Genomic DNA, 19,695 nt, shown 5'->3' with positions numbered 1-19,695 from the left:
TCGCAGGGACAATACGATTTGGCAACGACGCCAAGGGACCCTATCGCAAACTAGTCGCCGTCGCTTCGCTGGCACCGCTCTCGAGCGAGCCAGCCACGTACTCACCATGAGCACTCACAGTCCGGACTCCGAGACGCCTACCGCCACACCGGTACGCGAGCAGTGGTCCAGCATCTCGAAACACGTCTTCAACAGCTACCTCGAGGCGAACAACGCGTTCCTCGCGTCGATGGGCGTCCAGCCGCCGACGGCGTCCAAGACGACCGACGCGGATCGCGACTGCGGGGCCTCGACGACCGTCGAGTCGCCGCTCGCCGAACTCGCGTTCGCCGACGAGGCGTGGCTGACCGAACGCTCCGTCGAGGAACACGACGAACTCGGCGTCGGCGAGTACGTGCGGTTCACCAAACGGATCTCCGAGTCCGACGTCTCGGCGTTCGCGACCGCCTCCGGCGACACCAATCGCCTCCACCTCGAGGACGGGTTCGCCGAGACGACGCAGTTCGGCGGGCGCATCGCCCACGGCACGCTCGTCGCCGGGACGATCAGCGCCGCGCTGGCCCGGTTCCCGGGGACGACGGTCTACCTGTCTCAGGACCTCGAGTTCCTCGCGCCGGTCGAGATCGGCGACGCGGTCACCGCGGAGTGTGAACTCCTCGAGGACCTGGGTGACGATCGGTATCGGGTTCGAACGACGGTTTCGGCGGCCAGCGACGACGGCGACGAGAACGACGACGGTCGGACGGTAATCGACGGCGAGGCCGTCGTCGCGATCTCGCCGCTTCCGGACGAATAGGACTGCGACCGCCGGTGCGTGTCGGTTGGCTCTTCCTTACCCCTCGTACGGGTTCCTGTCCGTCAGTTCCGATCCAACCGCCGCCGGGCGGCGATTGCGCCGGTGTATGCGTACAGCAATCCGTCTCAGTCGTCACCGTCGCCCTGTCCGGTCAGGTCGTCGATCGAGTCGATCGTCATTTCGGTCCCCTGGCTCTCCCCCGGGAGAATGTCTCCGAGGGACGCACCGATGGCGGCCGCGGCCCAGACGACCGTGACCCGCGCGACGAACTCGAGGGTCGTCGGGTTGCCCGCCTCGTGACGGCCCCACAGTACCAGCAGGAACACGGCAGTGAGAAACGACACCGAGAGGACCCCCAGGAGTCGCCGCGGGACGATCCCCAGCAAGGGTTTCGATACCTCCACGTCCCGGAAATCGGTCCAGTAGAGTAACCCGTGGGTCAGGAGTACGATGAACGTCACGTTCGCGACCAGTGCGACTGGAACCCCGGCGACGGTCGCCTCGAGGAACCACGCGGCGATCTCGAAGACGCCGTCCTCGACGACCATCGGCAGCGACAGCAGGACGCCGCCGACGAACCCCTCGGCGACGTCCCGGGTCGTGTACCGCTGGATGCCGTTGCTGACCGACCGACCACCCGGGACCCGCTCGAGCATCCGCCGGACGCTGCGGACGTCGGCCCGCTCGGAGGGGCTCGAGACCGACCGCTCGAGTTCGTCGAGACGCTCGAGGACGTCGTCGACGTCGACGGCGTCCCGGTCGTCCTCCTCGAGCGCGTACTCTCCGCGGGACTCGCCCTCGCGGTCGCCTGGTCCGTCGGCGCCGCGGTCCGTGCCCGACTCCGGCTCCGACTCGCTCATACGGGGACAAGCGACGGCCGGCACAAAAGCGTTCCTCGGAGGCGGGCGTCGGGCCCCGCGAGATACCTATAACTACCCTCGTGTGGAACCCCCGCTCGGGTATCCATGGGAGGAGTTACCGAACTACAAGCCATGTTCGAGGACATGGTCACGGCCCGATACTACGAGGAACGACTCCAGGAGGAGTACCTGGAGGGGAAACAGCCGGCTTTCGACATCTCGGCCGGCCCGATCCCGGGGGAGCTGCACCTGGCCGCCGGCCAGGAAGCCGCGGCCGCGGGGGTCTGCCGGCACCTACGGGACGACGACACGGTGACCGCGCCCCACCGGCCACACCACGTCGCCATCGCGAAGGGGGTCGACCTGAAGCGCATGACCGCGGAGATATTCGGCCGCGAGACCGGCCTCTGTGGCGGCAAGGGCGGGCACATGCACCTGTTCGATCCCGACGCGGGCTTTGCCTGCAGCGGGATCATCGCCGAGGGGTGTCCGCCCGCGGTCGGGGCCGGACTCGCCGCGAGCAAGCGAAACGAGGACAGCGTCGCCGTCGCCTTCCTCGGGGAGGGCGCGATCAGCCAGGGCGGCTTCCTCGAGTCGCTGAACCTCGCGGCGGTCCGCGAACTCCCGGTGGTCTTCGTGATCGAGGACAACGACTGGGCGATCAGCATGCCCAAAGAGCGCGTCTCGGACGTCGCGGACGGCTCCCGGCGGGCCGAGGGGTTCGACATGCCCGGCACCCGCGTCGACAGCGACGACGCTATCGCCGTCTCCGACGCCGCGAAGGAGGCGATCGGCCGCGCCCGGGACCGCAACGGCCCGTCGCTGCTCGAGGTACAGGTCCACCGGCGGATGGGTCACTTCATGGGGGATCCCCAGACCTACCGCCCCGAGGCCGACCAGGAGGCGGCGGCCGACCGCGACTCGATCGAACGGCTCGCGGCGGAACTGCGCCGACGCGGCGTCGAGGACGAGACTCTCGAGTCGATCCGGGAGGACGCCCACGAGCGGGTCGACGAGGCGATCGAGTGGGCCAAGGACCAGCCCGAACCGTCGCCCGAGGACGCCTACGAGGACGTGTTCGCGAACCCGCCGTCGGGCGTGACCGACGAGGAACCGGCGTACGACCTGGGGACCGACGCGAGAGCCGGCGCGGAAAGCGGGGGTGATGACTGATGGCGGAATCCGAACCCGAACCCGAACAAGAGCCCGAACCAGAGACCGAAGACGACGCCGAACCACAGGTCGTCGAACGCGACCTGACGATGAGCCGCGCGATGGTCGAGGCGATCGCCCACGAGATGCGCGAGGACGAGGAGGTCTTCTACATGGGCGAGGACGTCGCCGACTACGGCGGCATCTTCGACAGCACCGAGGGGCTGCTCGAGGAGTTCGGCCACGACCGGATCATGGACGTGCCGATCAGCGAGACGGCCTACATCGGGGCCGCCGTCGGGGCCGCACAGGAGGGGATGCGTCCGATTGCGGAGCTGATGTTCGTCGACTTCTTCGGCGTCTGTATGGACCAGATCTACAACCAGATGGCGAAGAACACGTACATGAGCGGAGCGAGCGTGTCGGTTCCGATGGTCCTGACCACCGCCGTCGGCGGGACCTACAACGACGCCGCCCAGCACTCCCAGACGCTGTACGGCACCTTCGCCCACCTGCCGGGGATGAAGGTCGTGGTCCCCTCGACGGCGTACGACGCGAAGGGACTGATGCACAACGCCATCCGGGACGACGACCCCGTCGTCTACATGTTCCACAAACGCCTGATGGGGATCGGCTGGATGCCCGCTCCCGACGGGCCGAAGACCCCCGTACCCGAGGAGGCGTACACGATCCCCTTCGGCAGCGCCGACGTGAAACGCGAGGGCGAGGACGTCACGGTCGTCACGCTCGGATTGCACGTCCACCGCGCGCTCGAGGCCGCGGCGGAGCTCGCCGACGACGGCATCGACGCCGAGGTGATCGACCTGCGGACGCTGGTGCCGCTGGACACGGAGACCGTCCGCGAGTCGGTAGCGAAGACCGGCCATCTCGTGGTCGTCGACGAGGACTACCGCTCCTACGGCGTCACCGGCGAGATCATCGCGTCCGTCGCGGAGGACCGGCTGGCCGACCTCGAGGGCGTCGAGCGGGTCGCGGTGCCGGACGTGCCCCTGCCGTACTCACGGCCGATGGAGAACGAAGTGATCCCGAGCGTCGAGGACGTCGCGGCGGCGGTCAGGAGCGTTCGATCGACCGAATCGGGGGCAGAATGAGCGCGGGCGAGGACCGCGTCGCAGTCGATACGGACGCCGTCTGGCCGGACGACGCCGAGGAGGACGAGGGCGTCGTCGTCAACTGGTTCGCCCGCGAGGGGAGCCACGTCAGGGAGGGCGAGACGATCTGCGAGTACCAGGTCGAGAAAGTCAGCGTCGACGTGCCCGCGCCCGTCGCGGGGGAACTCGCCGAAATCGTCCTCGAGGAGGACGACGAGGTAGAACGCGGGGCGACGCTGGCCTGGATCGTTCCGGCGTAATCGGCCCGCCCTCGCTCCCGTTTTTCCGGCTTAACGACGCCGGGCGTCGGCCGGGCGGCGGTACTAAGACCTAGCGCGGTGCAGCTACCACTGATGTCCGTCGACTACGACTCGCTCGCGTTCGAGCGACTCGGCCACGCCAGCGTCCGCATCGAAACCGACGACGGCACCGTCGTCTACGTCGATCCGTGGGGCGACGTACTCGAGGGCGAACCCGGTGACGGCGACGTCGTCTTCGTCACCCACGACGACTTCGATCACTACGATCCCGACGCCATCGAGGCCGTCGCCGGCGAGGATGCGACGGTCGCCGTCTACGAAGACGTCGACACCGCCGACCTCCCGTTCGACGTCGTCGACCTCCCCTACGAGGGCGAGGTAACCGTCGACGGGATCGACGTCAGAACCGTCCCGGCGTACAACGACCCCGGCGGGGACCACGTCGACGACGACGGCGAGCCGTTCCACGCCGACGGGGAAGTGATCGGCCTGCTCCTGGATCTCGAGGGGACGAGCGTCTACGTCCCCTCGGATACGGACTTCCTTCCGCATCACGAGGGGATCGGGGCCGACGTGTTCGTCCCGCCGATCGGGGGCCACTTCACGATGGACCGTCACGAGGCCGCGGACTTCGCACGCAGCGTGGACCCGGAGCTGGTGTTGCCGGTACACTACGATACGTTCGACCCGATCGAGACCGATCCGGAGGCGTTCGCGTCTGACGTAGAGGACGCGGGGATACGCGTCGAGTTGTTCTGAGCGGCGGAACGGGAACGAGGTCGACGGGGGCGAGGCGGGGTCGGAGGAGAAAGGAGACGGGGCGGCAGCGGCGAAACGCCTACTCGTCGTCCGACTCCGCGCCCTCGAGTTCGGCGATCGCGTCCGCGACGTCCGAGTCCGTCGCTTCCTCGAGTCGCTCGAGGTCGTCCCGGTTGCAGTACGGGTCCGACTGCTTCGGTTCGGTTGTGTCCTGTTCGCTCATCGTCGTCTCCTGATAGTCGCCCTTTGGCACCGAGTCAGGTCATATGTTGCGACTGTTCTCACAGCCTGAAGTCACCTCGCCGTTACCCGTCGACTTTCCCCTCGAGGACCTTCGCCGCGGTGAGGATCGGGTCCCACACGGGGCTAAAGGGCGGCGCGTACGCCAGGTCGAGGTTCCGGAGTTCGGCGACGGTCAGCTCCGCGTGTACCGCCGTCGCGACCGTGTCGATCCGCTTGACTCCGTCCTCGCCGACGACGCTCGCGCCGAGGACGCGCCCGCTCTCGCCGTCGGCGACCAGCGTCACCGTGAGTTCGGTCGCCCCGGGGTAGTAGTGGGGTCGCGTCGGGGCATTGATCGTCACGGAGACGGGGTCGAAGCCGGCCTCGCGCGCCCGGTCGTCCTCGAGGATGCCCGTTCGGGCCGCGCCCAGGTCGAAGGCCTTGACGATCGCCGTGCCGGCGGTGCCGCCGGTCGGCGTGGGATCGCCCGCGACCGTCGTCCCGATCGCCCGTCCCGCGCGGTTGGCCGTGAGCGCGAGCGGGACGTGATCGGGGTCGCCGGTGACGACGTGGTCGTCCTCCGCGCAGTCGCCCGCCGCGTAGACGTCCTCGTAGTTCGTGCGGCCGTACTCGTCGGTCGCGATGGCCCCCGTCGGTCCGAGGTCGATCCCCGCCTCCTCGGCGAGTTCGACGTTGGGGGCGACGCCGACGCCGACGACGACCAGGTCGGCCGACACGGCGTCGTCCTCGAGTTCGACCGTCTCGACCCGGTCGACGCCGCCGAACCCCTCGACCGCCGTCTCGAGGTGGAGATCGACCCCCTGTTCGCGGAGGTGGTCAGCGACGGTGCTGGCGGTCGTCTCGCCGAAGGGCTGGAGGATTCGTGGCAGCATCTCGAAGACGGAGACGTCGATCCCCCGTTCGACGAGCGCCTCGGCCATCTCGACGCCGACGTAGCCGCCGCCGACGATGGCCGCCGTCCGGGGCTCCCGCTCGTCGACGTAGTCCTCGATCGCGTCCGCCTCGTTCATGCTCCGGAGCGTGAACACGCCCTCGAGGTCGAACCCCTCGAACGGCGGCTCGACCGCCCGCGCGCCGGTGGCGATCAGCAGGTCGCCGTAGGGCTGGTCGAACCGCTCGCCGTCGGCCTCGACGGTGACCGTCTTGGCCTCGGGATCGATCGCGACGACCTCGTGGTTCGTCCGCAGGTCGACGTCGCGCTCCTCGCGGAACTCCTCGGGCGTGACTGCCACGAGGTCCTCGAGGTCGTCGACCTCTCCTTTGACGTAGTAAGGCATGCCACAGGCCGCATACGAGACCCACTCGCCCTTCTCGAAGACGACGACCTCACGGTCGGGGTCCTCGCGCTTGGCTTTGCTCGCGGCGCTCATTCCTGCTGCGTCGCCGCCGACGATGACGAACGGATCGGTCATACCCGGGACTAGCACGGCGGACGAGTAAAGTATTTCGCAGATTCCCCAATATTAAAAACAAATAAGGTCCGTCCGTAGAGACGGTCGCATCGTCTCCGCGACGAGAAATCCGTTTCGGGGCTTCAAGAGAGGTCGACGCGTCCGTCCGCGTGGACCGTCACGTCGTAGCCGCAGTACCGAAAGGTGACGCAATCAGCGGGACTCGAGTCCCCGGAGGCGGTTCCGTCGAACAGTCGGTTCAGCGCGGACGCGTCGACGGCGTCGTTGATCGGTGGTTGCAACTCCGCGGGGGCGACGTCCTCGGCGTCGGCGACGGTCTCGACGACCCGCAGGGAGAGCCGATGGGAACTGTCGGTCATACTGGGAAGTGGTGTCGGCGCGTTAGACGAGCAACTGGACGTCGGATTCGGCCATGTGCTGGAGTGCGGTCGCCGCGCCGACGCCGGTGGTGACGCCGTCGTAGAAGTCGTCCTCGTCGTAGTCCATCAACTCGATCGTCATCTGGCAGGCCTGCAGTTCGACGCCCTGGTCCAGCGAGAGGTCGATCAGTTCTTCGATGGTCGCCGTGTCGTTCTCGTCGATGCGCTTTCGCATCATCTTCGTCGCCATGGCGTCCATCCCGGGCAGGGCCGCGAGGGCGTTCGGCATCGGCATGTTCGGGTTACCGACGGCGCTCAGCTTGAGGTTCTTCGAGTTCTCCTCGTGGAGGATGTCCAGCCCCCAGAAGGTGTGGAAGACGACGACGTCCCAGTCGAAGGCCGCCGCCGTGCTCGCGAGGATCAGCGGCGGGTAGGCCATGTCGAAGGTCCCCTGGGTGGCGATGATCGTCATCTTCTTTCCGCCGTCGTCGTCGGCCGCGTCGGCGACCGACTCCTCGAGTTCCGCGACGCGCTCGCGGAGGGCCTCGAGTTCGGCGGCGGCATCCTCGTCGCCGTCGATCGATGACGGCTGGGTGTCCGTGCTCATTTTAGTTGGTCTTTTTCACGTAGTGCGTGTACGTGCCGTCCCCCTCGACCTGGTCGAGGAGTTCGACGCCGTCGGTTCCTTTCGCCCAGCCCTGGATGTCGCTCATGCTTCCCGAGTCGGTGGCGACGACCTCGAGCACCTCGTCGGCCTCGAGGTCGTCGATCGCTTGCTTGGTCTTGACGACGGGCATCGGGCAGGACTGTCCTTTCACGTCTAGGGTCTCGGTGGATTCGTATTCCGAACTCATGTGTGATCTGTTGCTCTGTATTGGAGCTATCACACAATATTGACTGTGCCCATAAAAGCGTATCGGTTATTGTTTAGTATGTGAATAGCCGCTATTCGACGGAAAACTATTTTGAAGGAACATCGGCACATGAGGGTCGTTTGAGGGCTGTTTATGCATGCACGCCCGTTGCTTGTATTGTGCAGTAAACGAAATACTATACAAACTCTTAAGTGGAAGCGGCCGATACGGGGAACTGTACAACATGGACGAAATGGACTTCCCGACTCCGGACGTGACGGTCGACTCCGTGACGCCGGAAGAGTTGAAGGCCCGAATCGACGCCGGCGAGGAACTGACGATCCTCGACGCGCGGATGCAAAGCGACTACGAGGAGTGGCGGATCGACGGCGAGAACGTCGAGTCGATCAACGTCCCGTACTTCGAATTCCTCGAGGACGAGATCGACGACGACGTTCTTGGACGGATTCCGGACGACCGCGAAATCACAGTCCTCTGTGCGAAAGGCGGCGCCAGCGAGTACGTCGCGGGCACGCTGAAAGAGCGCGGTTACGAGGTCGAACACCTCGAGGACGGGATGAACGGCTGGGCGCGCATCTACGAGCGCGTCGAGGTCGACCGCTACGACGGCTCGGGGACGCTGTACCAGTACCAGCGCCCCTCGAGCGGCTGTCTCGGCTACCTCGTCGTCGACGGCGACGAGGCAGCCGTGATCGACCCGCTGCGTGCGTTCACGGATCGATACCTCGACGACGTGGACGACCTCGACGTCGACCTGACCTACGCGATCGACACGCACATTCACGCGGACCACATCTCGGGCGTCCGCGCGCTTGATGCGGTCGGCGTCGAGGGCGTCATTCCCGAGGCGTCGGTCGACCGCGGCGTGACCTACGCCGACGAGATGACCCTTGCGGCGGACGGCGACGAGTTCGAAGTCGGCGACGCCACCATCGAGACCGTCTACACGCCCGGACACACCTCCGGGATGACCTCGTACCTGATCGACGGCTCGCTGCTCGCGACGGGCGACGGCCTGTTCGTCGAGAGCGTCGCTCGCCCCGACCTAGAGGAAGGCGACGACGGCGCGCCCGAGGCCGCTGCACAGCTCTACGAGTCGCTGCAGGAACGCGTGCTCACGCTGCCCGACGACACGTTGATCGGCGGCGCACACTTCAGCGACGCCGCAGAGCCAGCCGAGGACGGCACCTACACCGCACCGATCGGCCAGCTCGAGGAAGAGATGGACGCGCTGACGATGGACGAAGACGACTTCGTCGAGCTGATCCTCTCGGACATGCCGCCCCGTCCGGCCAACTACGAGGACATCATCCCGACGAACCTCGGCCAGCAGGAGGCCGACGACGAGGAGGCGTTCGAACTCGAGCTCGGCCCGAACAACTGTGCCGCCAGCCAGGAGTCGCTGGCCGGTGACTAACGCCGCCCTACCCGAATGGTAACCGAACTCATCGACCCGGCGCTGTTCGAGACCCTCTTCCCCGAAGGGATCAGCCGCTACGCCGTCGGGGGGCTGCTCGTCGGCCTCGGAGCCGTCGTCATCTACCTCGGCACCGGCATCCCGGCGGGGGCGAGTACGTTCCTCGAGTCGACGCTGTCGTACGTCTCGGACCAGCCGCGGTTCCAGCGGTACCGCGGCTCCCGGGACTGGCGCGTCGTCTTCACGCTCGGGATCATCGCGGGCGCGGCGGCGTACGCGATGTCGTTCCAGTCGGGGCTGGTCTCGAGCGGCCTCTACGAGCCCGGGACGACCGGCCAGTTGCGCGAGATCGGCGGCTTCACGATCTGGCTGACCGAGGTCCAGCCCTGGCGGCTGTTCCTCGGGGGGGTGCTGGTCGGCATCGGCACCCGGATCGGCAAGGGCTGTACGTCGGGCCACGGCGTCTGTGGCGTCGGCTCTGCCTCGAAGACGTCGATCGTCGGCGTGGTGACGTTCATGCTCGTGGCGATCCTGACGGCCCAGACGGTGATGGCACTGGGGGTGAGTCCATGACGGACGTAATTCCCGGACGAACCGATCGAGATGATCACTGGGGTGACGAACCATGAGCGAGGACCGACATCCCCTGTTCATGCCGCTGATCTTCGTCGGCGGCCTGATCTTCGGGTTCGGCCTCGGGTTCAGCCACATGGCCCAGCCGGAAGTGGTCCTGAACTTCCTGCAGTTCCAGGACTTCGGGCTGGTGTTCGTCATGTTCGGTGCAGCGATCGTCTCCGGCATCGCCTTCGCGGTGATGCCGCGGCTGTTCGACCGCGCACCCCTGACCGGCAACACCTACGGCCGCCGGCTGAAGCCGTTCGATCGCAACGTCCTGATCGGCGGCGCGATCTTCGGCGTCGGCTGGGGGCTGTCGGGGATCTGCCCCGGCGCAGCCTACGCCAGCCTCGGCATCGGCAACGTCACCATCCTCTGGGCGCTCGCCGGCATGTTCGTCGGCGCGTACCTCCAGGGGTACTGGCGCAGTCACCGGACCGGGAGCGAGACCGCTCCCGCGGGCGCCGACTGATTCCCCCCGAACCGACAACCGTATTTTCGCCCCTCCAATGGAACCCCTAACACTACTGACGTTCGTCGTCGCCGCGCTCTCGAGTCTGTTCATGGCCTGGGCCATCGGCGCTGGCTCGAGCGGCGCGACCCCGTTCGCCCCGGCGGTCGGCGCGAACGCCGTCTCGACGATGCGGGCCGCCTTTTTCGTCGGCATACTCGGATTCGCCGGCGCGGTCACGCAGGGCGCGAGCGTCTCCAAGGCCGTCGGCCGCGATCTGATCGCCGGTGTCTCGCTCCCGCCGACCGCCGTCATCGTCGTGTTGCTGATCGGCGCGGGCCTGATGGCGATCGGGATCGTCACCGGCTACCCGATCGCGACCGCGTTCACGGTCACCGGGTCGGTCGTCGGCGTCGGGTTCGCTCTCGGCGGCGATCCGGCCTGGGGAAAGTACGCCGAGATCGGCGCGGTGTGGCTCCTGACGCCGTTTATCGGCGGTGGTGTCGCCTACGGCATTGCGAGTCTCCTCCCGCGACCCGACGTCCCCGAACGTGTCAGCGTCCCCCTCCTCGCGGGGCTGGTCGGGGCCGTCGTCGCGAACCTCGAGTTCGCGTTCTTCGCGGGCGTCGGCGGGACACTCGCGGCCGCCGGTACCGGCGTCCTGCCGCTCGAGGGGACGACCGGCACAGCCGTCGTGACGGTAGCTGCCGGCGTGCTCGCCGCGGGCATCGTCCGCTGGGACGTCTCCCGGGACGAAGCCGGCGGGTTACGCCGGTTCCTGCTCGTACTCGGCGGACTCGTGGCTTTCTCCGCGGGTGCGAGCCAGGTCGGCCTCGCGGTCGGCCCGCTGTTGCCGCTGTTCGACGCCGCCGTGGTGTCGCCGCTTGCCATCCTGTTCGGCGGCGGCGTCGGCATCCTGGTCGGCTCCTGGACTGGCGCGCCACGGATGATCAAGGCGATCTCCCAGGAGTACGCCTCGCTCGGTCCGCGTCGGTCGATCGCGACGCTTACCCCCTCGTTTCTCATCGCCCAGACGGCGGTCCTGCTGGGGGTTCCGGTCTCGTTCAACGAGATCGTCGTCAGCGCGATCGTCGGCGCGGGGCTCGCCGTCGGCGGGGCCGGCGTCAGCCCGCGAAAGCTCGCGGTCACGGTCGGGGCCTGGATCGCGTCGTTCGTCCTGGCGTTCGGGCTCGGCTACGCCTCGATGGCGGTCGTCGGCTGATCAGACGAACGCAAGCGGCACCATCACGGCCACGCCGAGGACGATCCCCGCGACGAGTTCCGGCTTCCCGCCGTTGGGGAGCCGATCGCCGATCTCGAGCGCCTCGGGGATGAACTCCGAAAGGACCAGATAGATCATCGCCCCCGCCGCGAAGCCGAAGCCGTAGGGGAGCAGTTCCCGTGCGACGCGGACGAACGCGAAGGCGATGACCGCTCCGATCGGCTGTGGGAGGCTCGAGAAGACCGCCCACCAGACCATCTTCCACTTGGAGACCCCCATGGCCTTCAGCGGGATCGAGATGGCGGTCCCCTCGGGGACGTTGTGGATCGAGATCGCGATCGTCATGAAGATCGCCAGCACCGGGACCGTAAAGCCGAGGATCTGGGTCCCGCCCTCGAGACCGAGGTCGGCGAACGAGACCCCGACGGCGATCCCCTCGGGAAAGCTGTGGACGGTCAGGATACCGAGGATGAGCACGAGTTTCTTGAAGTCGGCCTCCTCGTACTCGCGGGGGTCGATGTCGGCGTCCATGAGGACGTCGTGGGCGACGACGACCAGCACGACGCCGACGGCCATTCCGGCGAGGATCTGGGGCGGCGTTCCCTCGGCCAGCCCCTCCTCGATGAGGCCGAACACCGACGCCGAGACCATGATCCCCGACGAGAGCCCCCACAATACGACGTTTCCCCTGTCGCTGATGTCGTCGAAGAAGAAAAACGGCAGCGCGCCGACGCCGGTCGCGAGGGCGGTGATGAATCCGGCGACGAAGACGAACCCGAGGTTCTCCAGTAGTCCCATCGGTACCTCGACCCTCGAACGGGACGTATAAATCACCAGCGAAGCCGGTTATTCCTCGGTAATCTTCGGCTTCGCCACGAGGACGGGGACCGGCGCGGTCCTGAGCACTCGCTCGGTGACCGAACCGAGCAGACGCTGCTCGAGGCCGGTCCGGCCGTGGGTTCCCATGACGACGAGATCGACGTCCGATTCGGCCGCGCGCGAGCGGATTTCTTGCGAGGGCGAACCGAACTCGACTTCGGTCTCGACCTCGTCTGCCCCCGCGTCGCTCGCGACGGTCGCCGCCTCCGCGAGGTGATCCCGCGCGTCGTCGGCCAGTCGATCGGCGATCGAATCGACGCCGCTGGCGATCCCCAGCGCGGGTTCGTCGACGACCGAGAGCAGGGTGACCGACGCGTCGTGTCGGGCCGCGAGTTCGCCCCCGCGGCGAACCGCCGCCAGGGCCAGGTCGCTGCCGTCGGTGGGCACCAATACGCCGCCGTAGGGATACGTTCCGGGGACCTCGTCGTCGGCGCGGACCGCGAGCACTGGCGTTTCGGTTTCGTGGACGACACCCTCCGTGACACTGCCGAGAACGTACTTCCCGGGTCGGTGCCCGTGAGTTCCCATCACGACGAGGTCGGCGGGCTCCGAGTCGGCGAACTCGAGGATGACCGATCGCGGATCGCCCTGCACGATGTCGTCGACGACGGCGGCGTCGTATCCGTCGGCCACTTCCCGGGCGTCGGCGATGACGTCCGCACCCTCCCGCTCGAGGGCGTCGACGACCGTCCGTCCCTGGCGGGCGAGGCTGGGTCGGTTCGTGTCGGCGACGTAGAGGAGATGAACCGTCGCCCCGTGGTCGGTCGCGATCTCGAGGGCGTGCTCGAGCGCCGCCATCGCCGCGTCGCTGCCGTCGACGGGGACCAGAACGAGGTCGTACATACCTCATCCTTCGGCCGCCGGTCGTATACGCCTATCCCCGTCGAGCGGGGCAGGTCGGAGCCGTGATCAGGCGTAGGCCTCGAACTCCTTCCCGAAGACCAGGAAGTAGGCGGTGCCGACGACGCCGATCGCGGCGGCGATGGTAAAGGCGACCTCCGGGCTCACGAAGTCCCAGAGGTAGCCGCCGAGCGCCGCGCTCGGGATGACGATCGTGTTCCGCAGCAGGTAGTAGGTCCCGGTGACGCGCCCGCCTGCCCCCCGTTCGGCCGGGCCGACGATCAGCGCCTTGTGCGAGGGGAGGCCGGCGAACCGGAGCCCGGAGAACGCGAACACCGCGACGAGCGCGGCGGCGCTTGCCGGCGTGTTGATGAGCACGACCGGGAAGATCGCATAGACCGCGAACCCGACGGCGACGACGGGCTTGAGCCCGACGTACTCGGCGGCTTTCGCGGCGGGTGCCATGATCAACAGCGCGATGAACATCTCGACGCCCAGCAGGTAGCCGAAGAACGCCGCCGGCGAGAGGTCGACCGCATAGGAGAACCCGCCGACTGCGATCGTCGTCTCGAGGCCGACCTCGAGGAACTGGGTGACGACGAGCACGAAGAAGACGTAGACCATCCCGTTGGCGAAGCGTACGAGCGTATCGCCGACCAGGAGCGGCCGGAGTTCCGCGGGCATCTCCCGGAGGTCCCGGCGGATCCGGCCGATTCCCTCGAACGCGCCGCCGAACGTATCCTCGCTGGCGTCATCAGAACTCTCCGCGTTCTGATTGCCCGACGAGTTCCACTCGTCGACGTCGTAGAGGAGGTGCTGGACGACGGTCCCGACGATCCCGAAGACGACCGCTACCGCCAGCACGTACCGAAAACTCACCGTGAACTCGGGGTGGAGGTCGATGAGGACGGCGGCGAGCACCGGGCCGATCAGGAACGCGGTCCTGCGGAACGTCTCGGTGCTGGCGAACCCGGCCGCCAGCCGCGAGGGATCGGTCGCCTGTTTGACGACGGCGAAGGTCGCGCCGAGGCCGAACGATTTCCACGCTTGCGCGAGCACCAGCCCGACGAAGATCCAGAGCCACGGCTCGATCGTCACGCCCGCGACGGTGAACGCGCCGATCGTCGGCGCGAACAGCCAGACGGCGAACCCGACCGTCGAGACCAGCCCGAACAGCGTCAGCGCGTACCGGGAGCCGATGCGATCCGAAATCGCGCCGCCCGGGTACGGGTACAGCGCGGAGATGATATTGCCGAACGTCCCGAAGAGCCCGACGACGAAGCCGGATGCGCCGAGCGCGACCATGTACTCCGGGATGAACCGGTTTGTCATCTGGAAGCCGAGGCTGAACGCGAACATCGCCAACGAGAGCACCAGCACGTCCCGCTCGAGCGCGAAGAACTGCCTGAACGTGTCTATCGGCCCCGTTTCCTCGGTATCGACCGTGACTTGTTCCTGACTCATGGGTATCGTGGTCCCCTCTGGGTCGCCCGTTCGGTCGAACGGATCGCTGCACAGCGGATCGCCGCGCAACCGGGAACCGTATCGACCGCTTGCCGTTGGCTACTGCGCGCCACGACTTCGTGTTCACGGTGTGGCTCGCCTTCACCGGCCCGACCGGCGTACCACTATGGGTTTCCGGGAGAAACGTCCACTGGATGAGGTCGCCACACGACGCTTCTCCGGAAGCGGTGCTCGAAACCCTCGACTCTCGTCCGGAGGGTCTCTCCGACGCCGAGGCCCGGCGACGGCTCGAGGAGTACGGGGAGAACGAGATCGTCCGGGGCGGCGGCCGGTCGCCGTCGACGATCCTCGTCGCGCAGTTCGACAGCGTGCTGATCTGGGTCCTGCTCGTTGCGGCCGTCCTGTCGGTCTGGGCGGGTCAGGCCGTCGACGCCGTGTTGATCACTATCATCGTCGTGGCCAACGGGATCTTCGGCTTCGTCCAGGACTACCGGGCCGAACGAAGCCTCGAGTCGCTGCGGGAGCTGGCAGCGCCGACGGCGACCGTTCGACGGGACGGCGAGGAGGTCCAAATCGGGGCGACGGAACTCGTCCCCGGGGACGTGATCGTCTTCCGGGGCGGTGACGTCGTGCCCGCCGACGGGCGACTACTCGAGGCGACCGAACTCGAGGTCGACGAGGCGGCTCTGACCGGCGAGAGCGTTCCCGTCGGGAAGTCGACCGAAGCGGTCGAGACGGACGCGCCGCTGGCCGATCGGACGAACCTGGTCTACAAGGGGACGAACGTCACCCGCGGCAAGGGCGAGGCAGTGGTCACCGGGACCGGGATGGAAACCGAGGTCGGAGAGATCGCCCGGGAACTCGCTGCGACGAAGGAGACGCAGACGCCGTTGCAGACGGATCTCGATCGACTGGGGCGGACCCTCGGACTCGGCATCCTCGTGCTCTCGGCGCTCGTCGCGCCGCTTTTGATCCTGCGGGGAACGGAACCGGTTCAGGCGGCACTGACAGCCGTGTCGCTCGCCGTCGCCGCCATCCCGGAGGGGTTGCCGGCGGTGGTCACGCTGACGCTCGCGCTGGGTGTCCGGACGATGTCGGCCGAGAACGCGCTCGTCCGACGGCTACCGGCCGTCGAGGCGCTCGGTGCCGTCGACGTCGTCTGTACGGACAAGACCGGCACGCTCACCGAGGGGCGGATGACGGTCAGCAGACTCTGGGTGAACGACGCCGTTCGTGAGTTCGACGACTCGCCCGCCCCGGCCGATCTCGAGGAGCGCGAGCGACTGCTCCTGCGGATCGGGGCGCTCTGTAACGACGCGACCCTCGAGGAGGGGGACCCCACCGAGCGGGCGCTGCTCGAGGCCGCCGATCGGGCCGACCTCGAGCAGGATCGTCTCGCGGCGGACTACCCGCGGACCGACGAGGTGCCGTTCTCCTCCGAGCGCAAGTGGATGGGGACGGTCCACCGCACGGACGAGGGGACCGTCGGCTACGTCAAGGGCGCTCCCGAGGTCGTCCTCGAGCACAGCGATCGAGTCCTGACCCACGACGGGCCGGCGGCGTTGACGGACGAGCGCCGGGACCGGATCGAGGCCGCGGTCCGTCGGTTCGGGGACGACGCGCTCCGGGTGCTGGCGACGGCCTACCGCGAGGACCCAGAGGGGGCCGACGACCTCGGGGACGGGCTCACGTTCGTCGGGCTGGTCGGGATGATCGACCCGCCGCGGACGGAGGTCGCCGACGCGATCGCGGCGACGAAACGGGCCGGCATCGCCGTCAACATGGTGACCGGCGACAACGTCCGGACCGCGCGGGCGATCGCCGACTCGCTCGGGATCGGCACCGAGGTGCTCGAGGGGCGGGAAATCGAGGGGATGGACGACGAGACGCTCCGCGAGCGGGTCGCCGAGGTCGACGTCTACGCGCGAACGTCGCCGGAGCACAAGGTCCGCATCCTCCGGGCGCTGCAGGACCGTGGCCACGACGTCGCGATGACAGGTGACGGCGTCAACGACGCCCCGGCGCTGAAAAACGCCGACGTCGGCGTCGCCATGGGAATCCGCGGGACTGACGTCGCGCGGCAGGCGTCGGACGTGGTCCTGCTGGACGACAACTACGCGACGATCGAGCGGGCGATCGAACGCGGGCGGGCGATCTTCGACAACGTCTGGAAGTTCGTCGCCTACCTCCTGAGCGCGAACGTCGCGGAGGTGGCGATCGTCTTCGTCGCCTCGCTGTACGGCTACCTCATCCTCCCTGCCGTCCAGTTGCTGTGGATCAACCTGCTGACCGACGGGCTGCCGGCGCTGGCACTGGGTGCCGACCCCGAGGGAGAGGACGTGATGGACAGGCCGCCCCGCGATCCGGAGGGCGGGATCATCGGCCGGCAGATGGTCACCCTGATCGGTGGGATGGGAGCCGTCACGACCGTCGTCCTGCTCGTGCTCATGTTCGCGACGCTCGAGGGCGCGCCGGAAACGACGCCGTACGCGATGACGATGGTGTTCACGGGTTTCGTCTTCCTCGAGTTCGTCGGCCTCTACGTGATCCGCTGGCTGCGGGAGACGCCGACGCTGTCGAACCGCTGGCTCGGGGCGGCCGTCGCGGCCTCGATCGCCCTCCAGCTCGCCGTGCTTTACACGCCGCTGAACCGCTACTTCGGGACGGTACCGCTCGAGCCGACGGACTGGGGAATCCTCGCCGTCGTCCTCGCGGTCGCGCTGCCGGGCTACCTCGGGGTCGCGTCGGTCGCGAGGCGACTGGAGCGGTAACCGCCCCCTCCTCCTCACGGGACGGTCGGGACCGGGGGTGAACCCGTCCCCCGCCACTAAGGTCGTCCGGCGCGAACCTCACGCGCATGACACCGCCGATCCGGCGAGTCGTCCTCGACGTCCTGAAACCGTACGAGCCCGACATTCTCGAGTTCACGGCCGCCGTCGCCGATTGCGAGAGCGTCGACGGTGTCAACGCCGTGCTCGTCGAGACCGACCGCGAGGTCCAGACGCTCAAGCTGACGATCGAAGGCGACGACGTCGATACGGACGTGGTCGAAGGGACCGTCGAGACCGTCGGCGGGAGCGTCCACTCGATCGATCAGGTGGTCTGTGGCGATCGGCTCGTCGAGCAAAGCGGCACGCCGCAGGATCGGTGAGGCCACCGCATGGACGCCATCCGCACCCTCCTCGAGGACGACGACGTCAGATCCATCTCGCGGCGGTACTTCATCTCCAACGGGTTCGACGGGACGCTGACGAGCATCGGGGTCGTCGTCGGCGCGTATCTCTCGGGCGTCGACGAGGGGCTCACCGTCGTTACGATCGGACTCGGGGCGGCCGTCGGGCTCGGAACCTCCGGCGTCTGGAGCGTCTGGGAGATCGAACGCGCCGAGAAGCAGGCGGAACTGATGCGGATCGAGCGCGCGATGTTGACCGACCTCGAGGGGACGGAAGTACAGGAACGCCGCAAGGGTGCACGCAAGATCAACGCGGTCGCCAGCGGCATCGGCCCCCTGATCGGGATCGTCCTCCCGCTAGTGCCGTTTCTCGGCCACGGCGTCGTCTTCTCGTTGCTCGAGGCGACGCTCGTCGCCGTCGGGGTCGGCGTCGCCCTCCTCTTTACGTTCGGGGCCTACCTCGGCTCGATCTCGAAGCAGAACTGGATCGTCGCCGGGGTCAGGATGGGGCTGGCCGGTATCGTCGTCGCGATTCTCAACCTGTTCCTCCCGGGCTGAATCAGTAGGCCTTCTCGCCGGCCTCGATCGCCACCTCGAGCCAGTTTTCCGTCGGCGGGAGCGGACACTCGTACCGGTCCGAGTAGGCACAGGTCGGGTTGTACGCCTCGTTGAAATCGAGGATCCAGGTCCCGTCGTCGGTGCGGTGGCGGTCGGCCTCGAGGTCCAGATATCGACCTGCGCCGTAGGTCTCGTCCCCGCTCGTCGCGTCCCGGAAGGGGACCCAGAGCCGGTCGTCGTCGGGATCGGCCTTGTAAGCCTGCAACGAGACGTCCTCGCCGTCGACAGTGAACCGGAACTGGCCCCATCGCAGGTACTCCCGTTCGCCGTCGGTGCTCGTCCCGACGGTGACCCGTTCGGGATCGTCGTACTCCTCGAGGGGGAGTTCGAACCGGTAGTCGCCGTCGATCGGGTAGTACTCGAGGCCGTCGAACGACTCGCGCTCGTCGGGCGGAAGCGGCGAGTGACGGCTCTCGCCGAAGTACTGGTCTTTCTCCTCGCGTTGCGTCTCGAGCGCCCGTCGCCAGTCGTCGGTCATGGTGGTGGAGTGGTCGTATCGTCGGTCGTCCGTCCGATTCGTTCCTCGGGCCGCTTCGAGCCCTCGCCGTTACGTGTGCTGTTCGATCAGGCCCTCGAGCGTCCCGCGGTTCTGTGCCCCGACCATCCGCTCGACGGGCTCGCCGTCGGCGTAGAGGACCAGCGTCGGGACCCCGCGCGCGCCGAGTTGCTGGGCCAGTCGCTGGTGAGCGTCGACGTCGACTTTCGCGACCGCGGCGTCGGTCTCCGCGGCCAGCGCCTCGATCGTCGGCTCGAGCATCTGACAGGGGCCACACCAGTCGGCGTAACAGTCCACGAGCACGACGTCGTACTCGTCGACGACCTCGTCGAGGTGGTCGCTCCCCTCGATGTGGATCGGCTCCTCGGGTGCCCCGTCGGCGTCCTCGAGCGACTTCTCGCCGTCCTCGAGGCGCTTCTGGAGTTCGCGCTTTTTCTTTTCGCGAATCCGCTGTCGTTCGTCGTCGAGGTTTCCGTCCTTGGAGTCAGCCATCACGCAGTCGTTCGCACTCGACCACCATAACGGTTGTGTACAAATAAAACAATACATGGCGCGGAAACGGACCGGGGATGCAGCCGCCCCATCCAGCCCACCGTATCCGTGGCTGTTCCTGCTACCCGGGTGGGGCCTCATATACCCTTCGACGATTCCAGTCGCCAGGGGTTACTGGATTTGTTTATATTGCACAAAACT

General features: G+C 67.5%; 23 protein-coding genes. 12 read left to right on the top strand and 11 right to left on the bottom strand.

Annotated elements, in window-relative coordinates; all coding sequences use genetic code 11:
• Positions 1-106 precede the first annotated feature (106 nt).
• Positions 107-796, top strand: coding sequence for a MaoC family dehydratase (locus BM113_RS10220; RefSeq protein ID WP_177209144.1), 690 nt, complete (start codon positions 107-109; stop codon positions 794-796).
• A gap of 125 nt (positions 797-921) precedes the next feature.
• On the opposite strand, the gene BM113_RS10215 is transcribed toward BM113_RS10220, so the two are convergent.
• Complete coding sequence (locus tag BM113_RS10215) at positions 922-1,656, bottom strand: DUF2391 family protein (RefSeq protein ID WP_089787676.1); 735 nt, start codon at positions 1,654-1,656, stop codon at positions 922-924.
• A gap of 132 nt (positions 1,657-1,788) precedes the next feature.
• Between BM113_RS10215 and BM113_RS10210 the strand changes: the two genes are divergently transcribed.
• From BM113_RS10210 to BM113_RS10195, 4 genes are all read left to right on the top strand, one after another.
• The gene (locus tag BM113_RS10210; protein ID WP_089787675.1) at positions 1,789-2,829 is read left to right on the top strand and encodes a thiamine pyrophosphate-dependent dehydrogenase E1 component subunit alpha; all 1,041 of its coding nucleotides are present in this window, start codon (positions 1,789-1,791) and stop codon (positions 2,827-2,829) included.
• Positions 2,829-3,920 carry an alpha-ketoacid dehydrogenase subunit beta gene (locus BM113_RS10205; RefSeq protein WP_089787673.1) on the top strand — a complete coding sequence of 364 codons (1,092 nt, stop codon included), beginning with the start codon at positions 2,829-2,831 and terminating at the stop codon, positions 3,918-3,920. Before BM113_RS10210 ends, BM113_RS10205 begins: the two co-directional genes overlap by 1 nt.
• Positions 3,917-4,180: a lipoyl domain-containing protein gene (locus tag BM113_RS10200; protein WP_089787671.1), complete on the top strand. Its 264-nt coding sequence runs from the start codon at positions 3,917-3,919 to the stop codon at positions 4,178-4,180. Before BM113_RS10205 ends, BM113_RS10200 begins: the two co-directional genes overlap by 4 nt.
• 93 nt (positions 4,181-4,273) lie before the next feature.
• Positions 4,274-4,939 carry an MBL fold metallo-hydrolase gene (locus BM113_RS10195; RefSeq protein ID WP_089787669.1) on the top strand — a complete coding sequence of 222 codons (666 nt, stop codon included), beginning with the start codon at positions 4,274-4,276 and terminating at the stop codon, positions 4,937-4,939.
• 79 nt (positions 4,940-5,018) lie between these two features.
• On the opposite strand, the gene BM113_RS22290 is transcribed toward BM113_RS10195, so the two are convergent.
• From BM113_RS22290 to BM113_RS10175, 5 genes are all read right to left on the bottom strand, one after another.
• On the bottom strand, positions 5,019-5,162 hold the full coding sequence (locus BM113_RS22290; protein ID WP_177209143.1) for a hypothetical protein: 144 nt from the start codon (positions 5,160-5,162) through the stop codon (positions 5,019-5,021).
• Between the two features lie 82 nt (positions 5,163-5,244).
• Complete coding sequence (locus BM113_RS10190) at positions 5,245-6,594, bottom strand: FAD-dependent oxidoreductase (RefSeq protein ID WP_089787667.1); 1,350 nt, start codon at positions 6,592-6,594, stop codon at positions 5,245-5,247.
• Between the two features lie 122 nt (positions 6,595-6,716).
• A complete protein-coding gene (locus tag BM113_RS10185) occupies positions 6,717-6,953 on the bottom strand; it encodes a HalOD1 output domain-containing protein (RefSeq protein ID WP_089787665.1) in 237 nt (78 codons plus the stop codon).
• Positions 6,954-6,975: 22 nt separating this feature from the next.
• Positions 6,976-7,560, bottom strand: a complete 585-nt coding sequence (locus BM113_RS10180) for a DsrE/DsrF/DrsH-like family protein (protein ID WP_089787663.1) — start codon at positions 7,558-7,560, stop codon at positions 6,976-6,978.
• A 1-nt stretch (position 7,561) separates the two neighbouring features.
• Entirely contained in the window at positions 7,562-7,807 is a 246-nt protein-coding gene (locus tag BM113_RS10175) for a sulfurtransferase TusA family protein (protein WP_007140753.1), read from the bottom strand.
• Positions 7,808-8,051: 244 nt separating this feature from the next.
• On the opposite strand from BM113_RS10175, the gene BM113_RS10170 reads away from it, so the two are divergent.
• The 4 genes from BM113_RS10170 to BM113_RS10155 are packed head-to-tail and all read left to right on the top strand — an operon-like array spanning position 8,052 to position 11,533.
• A complete protein-coding gene (locus BM113_RS10170) occupies positions 8,052-9,245 on the top strand; it encodes an MBL fold metallo-hydrolase (RefSeq protein WP_089787661.1) in 1,194 nt (397 codons plus the stop codon).
• 15 nt (positions 9,246-9,260) lie between these two features.
• Entirely contained in the window at positions 9,261-9,818 is a 558-nt protein-coding gene (locus tag BM113_RS10165; RefSeq protein ID WP_089787659.1) for a YeeE/YedE family protein, read from the top strand.
• A gap of 52 nt (positions 9,819-9,870) precedes the next feature.
• A complete protein-coding gene (locus tag BM113_RS10160; RefSeq protein WP_007140756.1) occupies positions 9,871-10,332 on the top strand; it encodes a YeeE/YedE family protein in 462 nt (153 codons plus the stop codon).
• Positions 10,333-10,369: 37 nt separating this feature from the next.
• A complete protein-coding gene (locus BM113_RS10155) occupies positions 10,370-11,533 on the top strand; it encodes an inorganic phosphate transporter (RefSeq protein WP_089787657.1) in 1,164 nt (387 codons plus the stop codon).
• Here the strand turns inward: BM113_RS10155 and BM113_RS10150 are convergent, their stop codons facing one another.
• From BM113_RS10150 to BM113_RS10140, 3 genes are all read right to left on the bottom strand, one after another.
• Positions 11,534-12,331: a ZIP family metal transporter gene (locus tag BM113_RS10150; protein ID WP_089787655.1), complete on the bottom strand. Its 798-nt coding sequence runs from the start codon at positions 12,329-12,331 to the stop codon at positions 11,534-11,536.
• A gap of 48 nt (positions 12,332-12,379) precedes the next feature.
• Positions 12,380-13,255: a universal stress protein gene (locus tag BM113_RS10145; RefSeq protein WP_089787653.1), complete on the bottom strand. Its 876-nt coding sequence runs from the start codon at positions 13,253-13,255 to the stop codon at positions 12,380-12,382.
• A 66-nt stretch (positions 13,256-13,321) separates the two neighbouring features.
• Complete coding sequence (locus BM113_RS10140) at positions 13,322-14,716, bottom strand: MFS transporter (protein ID WP_089787651.1); 1,395 nt, start codon at positions 14,714-14,716, stop codon at positions 13,322-13,324.
• Positions 14,717-14,910: 194 nt separating this feature from the next.
• On the opposite strand from BM113_RS10140, the gene BM113_RS10135 reads away from it, so the two are divergent.
• The 3 genes from BM113_RS10135 (at position 14,911) to BM113_RS10125 (ending at position 18,446) form a co-directional block, all read left to right on the top strand.
• On the top strand, positions 14,911-17,487 hold the full coding sequence (locus tag BM113_RS10135) for a calcium-translocating P-type ATPase, PMCA-type (RefSeq protein ID WP_089787649.1): 2,577 nt from the start codon (positions 14,911-14,913) through the stop codon (positions 17,485-17,487).
• 86 nt (positions 17,488-17,573) lie between these two features.
• Complete coding sequence (locus BM113_RS10130) at positions 17,574-17,867, top strand: DUF211 domain-containing protein (RefSeq protein WP_089787647.1); 294 nt, start codon at positions 17,574-17,576, stop codon at positions 17,865-17,867.
• A 9-nt stretch (positions 17,868-17,876) separates the two neighbouring features.
• Entirely contained in the window at positions 17,877-18,446 is a 570-nt protein-coding gene (locus BM113_RS10125) for a VIT1/CCC1 transporter family protein (protein WP_007140763.1), read from the top strand.
• Position 18,447: 1 nt separating this feature from the next.
• Here BM113_RS10125 and BM113_RS10120 read toward each other — a convergent pair whose 3' ends face one another.
• Positions 18,448-18,984, bottom strand: a complete 537-nt coding sequence (locus BM113_RS10120) for a DUF1684 domain-containing protein (protein WP_089787645.1) — start codon at positions 18,982-18,984, stop codon at positions 18,448-18,450.
• A gap of 69 nt (positions 18,985-19,053) precedes the next feature.
• On the bottom strand, positions 19,054-19,494 hold the full coding sequence (locus BM113_RS10115) for a thioredoxin family protein (RefSeq protein ID WP_089787643.1): 441 nt from the start codon (positions 19,492-19,494) through the stop codon (positions 19,054-19,056).
• Positions 19,495-19,695 lie beyond the last annotated feature (201 nt).

Source organism: Natronobacterium haloterrestre, from assembly GCF_900112205.1.
Taxonomy (GTDB): Archaea; Halobacteriota; Halobacteria; order Halobacteriales; family Natrialbaceae; genus Natronobacterium; species Natronobacterium haloterrestre.
The sequence above is the reverse complement of the archived record's forward strand: the minus strand, read 5'-3'. Positions and strand labels throughout refer to the sequence as shown.

Bases quoted from the DNA above. Each gene is read 5' to 3' on its own strand.
- BM113_RS10220 (WP_177209144.1), top strand. From the start codon at position 107: ATGAGCACTCACAGTCCGGACTCCGAGACGCCTACCGCCACACCGGTA.
- BM113_RS10215 (WP_089787676.1), bottom strand. From the start codon at position 1,656: ATGAGCGAGTCGGAGCCGGAGTCGGGCACGGACCGCGGCGCCGACGGA.
- BM113_RS10210 (WP_089787675.1), top strand. From the start codon at position 1,789: ATGTTCGAGGACATGGTCACGGCCCGATACTACGAGGAACGACTCCAG.
- BM113_RS10205 (WP_089787673.1), top strand. From the start codon at position 2,829: ATGGCGGAATCCGAACCCGAACCCGAACAAGAGCCCGAACCAGAGACC.
- BM113_RS10200 (WP_089787671.1), top strand. From the start codon at position 3,917: ATGAGCGCGGGCGAGGACCGCGTCGCAGTCGATACGGACGCCGTCTGG.
- BM113_RS10195 (WP_089787669.1), top strand. From the start codon at position 4,274: ATGTCCGTCGACTACGACTCGCTCGCGTTCGAGCGACTCGGCCACGCC.
- BM113_RS22290 (WP_177209143.1), bottom strand. From the start codon at position 5,162: ATGAGCGAACAGGACACAACCGAACCGAAGCAGTCGGACCCGTACTGC.
- BM113_RS10190 (WP_089787667.1), bottom strand. From the start codon at position 6,594: ATGACCGATCCGTTCGTCATCGTCGGCGGCGACGCAGCAGGAATGAGC.
- BM113_RS10185 (WP_089787665.1), bottom strand. From the start codon at position 6,953: ATGACCGACAGTTCCCATCGGCTCTCCCTGCGGGTCGTCGAGACCGTC.
- BM113_RS10180 (WP_089787663.1), bottom strand. From the start codon at position 7,560: ATGAGCACGGACACCCAGCCGTCATCGATCGACGGCGACGAGGATGCC.
- BM113_RS10175 (WP_007140753.1), bottom strand. From the start codon at position 7,807: ATGAGTTCGGAATACGAATCCACCGAGACCCTAGACGTGAAAGGACAG.
- BM113_RS10170 (WP_089787661.1), top strand. From the start codon at position 8,052: ATGGACGAAATGGACTTCCCGACTCCGGACGTGACGGTCGACTCCGTG.
- BM113_RS10165 (WP_089787659.1), top strand. From the start codon at position 9,261: ATGGTAACCGAACTCATCGACCCGGCGCTGTTCGAGACCCTCTTCCCC.
- BM113_RS10160 (WP_007140756.1), top strand. From the start codon at position 9,871: ATGAGCGAGGACCGACATCCCCTGTTCATGCCGCTGATCTTCGTCGGC.
- BM113_RS10155 (WP_089787657.1), top strand. From the start codon at position 10,370: ATGGAACCCCTAACACTACTGACGTTCGTCGTCGCCGCGCTCTCGAGT.
- BM113_RS10150 (WP_089787655.1), bottom strand. From the start codon at position 12,331: ATGGGACTACTGGAGAACCTCGGGTTCGTCTTCGTCGCCGGATTCATC.
- BM113_RS10145 (WP_089787653.1), bottom strand. From the start codon at position 13,255: ATGTACGACCTCGTTCTGGTCCCCGTCGACGGCAGCGACGCGGCGATG.
- BM113_RS10140 (WP_089787651.1), bottom strand. From the start codon at position 14,716: ATGAGTCAGGAACAAGTCACGGTCGATACCGAGGAAACGGGGCCGATA.
- BM113_RS10135 (WP_089787649.1), top strand. From the start codon at position 14,911: ATGAGGTCGCCACACGACGCTTCTCCGGAAGCGGTGCTCGAAACCCTC.
- BM113_RS10130 (WP_089787647.1), top strand. From the start codon at position 17,574: ATGACACCGCCGATCCGGCGAGTCGTCCTCGACGTCCTGAAACCGTAC.
- BM113_RS10125 (WP_007140763.1), top strand. From the start codon at position 17,877: ATGGACGCCATCCGCACCCTCCTCGAGGACGACGACGTCAGATCCATC.
- BM113_RS10120 (WP_089787645.1), bottom strand. From the start codon at position 18,984: ATGACCGACGACTGGCGACGGGCGCTCGAGACGCAACGCGAGGAGAAA.
- BM113_RS10115 (WP_089787643.1), bottom strand. From the start codon at position 19,494: ATGGCTGACTCCAAGGACGGAAACCTCGACGACGAACGACAGCGGATT.